1 protein-coding gene is annotated in these 1,907 nt (G+C 76.2%); it reads left to right on the top strand.

Going from position 1 to position 1,907, the window contains the following annotated elements:
- Positions 1-1,907: TIM-barrel domain-containing protein (locus tag ACJA3G_RS36005; RefSeq protein WP_406557237.1), on the top strand; the 1,907-nt coding region annotated here is incomplete at both ends.

Here is a 1,907-nt window from a genome sequence, read left to right as displayed (position 1 = left end):
GCTCTGGGGCTGGGACGGGGCCGGACCGGAGCCGTCCTACGCGCTGGCCGGGCCCGCGCCCGCGCCGGACGCGCGCGCGGTCCTGGAGCCCGACACGGACGGCGGCTGGCGGGTGGTGTCCGAACGGGTGATGGTCACCGTGTCGCGGTACGGGGCCGTGGAGGTGCGCACCCCCGGCGGGATGGTGCTCCGGCGCGAGCTGCCGCCGCGCTGGTGGGAACCGGCCGGTGGCGGCCCGGGGCGGTGGGTGCAGCGCTCCGAAATCGCCGCCGACGCGCGCGTGTTCGGGCTCGGCGGGCGCGCGCACGGACCCCGGCTGCGCGACGGGACGTACCGGCTGTGGAACACCGACCCGCGCGGCGGTTTCGCCCCGGGCGACGACCCGCTGTACATCACGATGCCGGTGCAGCTGGTGGTGGCGGACGCCGGGACCCATCTGGCGTTCTACGACAACACCTGGGACGGCCGGGTCCGGCTGCGCGAGGGCGCGGAGGGCGCGGGTTCCGGTCATGACCGGGCCGGACACAGCGAGGTGCGGATGGAGGGCGGCCCGCTGCGCTGCTGGGTGGTGGTGGGCACCCCCGCGCGCGTGCTGCGGGGGTGGACGGCGCTGACGGGCGCGCCCGCGCTGCCGCCGTCCTGGGCGCTGGGCCCGCAGCACGCGCGCTGGGGCTTCGGCAGCGAGGCCGAGGTGCGGCGGGTGGCCGCCGGGTACCGGGAGCACCGGCTGCCCCTGTCCGCGCTCCATCTGGACATCGACCACTACGACGCCCACCAGGTGTTCACGGTCGACCGGGAGCGGTTCCCGGATCTGCCGGGCCTCGCCGAGGACCTGGCCGAGGACGGCGTGCGGCTGGTGTCGATCGTCGATCCGGCGGTGAAGGCGCGGCGCGGCAACGCGGTGTACGAGAGCGGTCTCGCGGCGGACGCGTTCGTACGGGACGCGCGCGGCGGCGAGGTGCGGGGCGTGGTCTGGCCCGGCGAGTGCGTCTATCCCGACTTCACCGAGCCCCGCGCGCGCGAGTGGTGGGGCGGGCTGTACCAGGAGCGGCTGGACCAGGGCTTCGCCGGGGTGTGGCACGACATGAACGAGCCGACGTCGTTCGCGCCCTTCGGCGATCCGACGCTGCCCCGCTCGGCGCGGCACGCGCTGGAGGGACCGGGCGGCGACCACCGCGAGGCCCACAACGTGTACGCGCTGGCCATGGCCCGGGCCGGCTACGAGGGGCTGTGCCGGCTGCGCCCCGACGAGCGGCCGTTCCTGTTCAGCCGCTCCGGCTGGGCCGGGATGCAGCGCTACGGAGGCACCTGGTCGGGCGATGTCAGCACCGGCTGGCCGGGGCTGCGAGCCTCGCTCGCCCTGGTGCTCGGGCTGGGTCTGTGCGGTGTGCCGTACTCGGGCCCGGACGTCGGCGGGTTCGACGGGAGTCCCTCGCCGGAGCTGTATCTGCGCTGGCTGCAGCTGGCGGCCCATCTGCCGTTCTTCCGTACGCACTCGGCGCTCTGGGCCGGGCGCCGCGAGCCGTGGGAGTTCGGTACGGAGGTGCTCGGCCACGCGCGCGTGGCGCTCGCCGAGCGGGAGCGGCTGCGCCCGTACTTCATGACGCTGGCGCAGCTCGCCCGGCTGACCGGGGCGCCCTATGTTCGGCCGCTGTGGTGGGGCACGCCGGGCGACCGGGCGCTGCGGGACTGCGAGGACGCGTTCCTGCTCGGTGACGCGCTGCTGGTGGCGCCCGTCTTCGAGCAGGGCACGGACCGGCGGGCGGTGCGGCTGCCGCGCGGGCGCTGGTACGACACGGCGACCGAGAAGCCGCACGAGGGCTCCTGCCAGGCGCTCCTGGACGCACCCCTGGCCCGTATCCCGGTGCTGGCCCGGGCCAGCACCGGGATACGGGCCAGGGGTGCGT

The organism is Streptomyces sp. YS-3 (assembly GCF_045257485.1).
In the GTDB taxonomy this organism is placed as follows: domain Bacteria; phylum Actinomycetota; class Actinomycetes; order Streptomycetales; family Streptomycetaceae; genus Streptomyces.
Note: the sequence above shows the minus strand (reverse complement) of the source record. Positions and strands in the feature narration are given on the sequence as shown.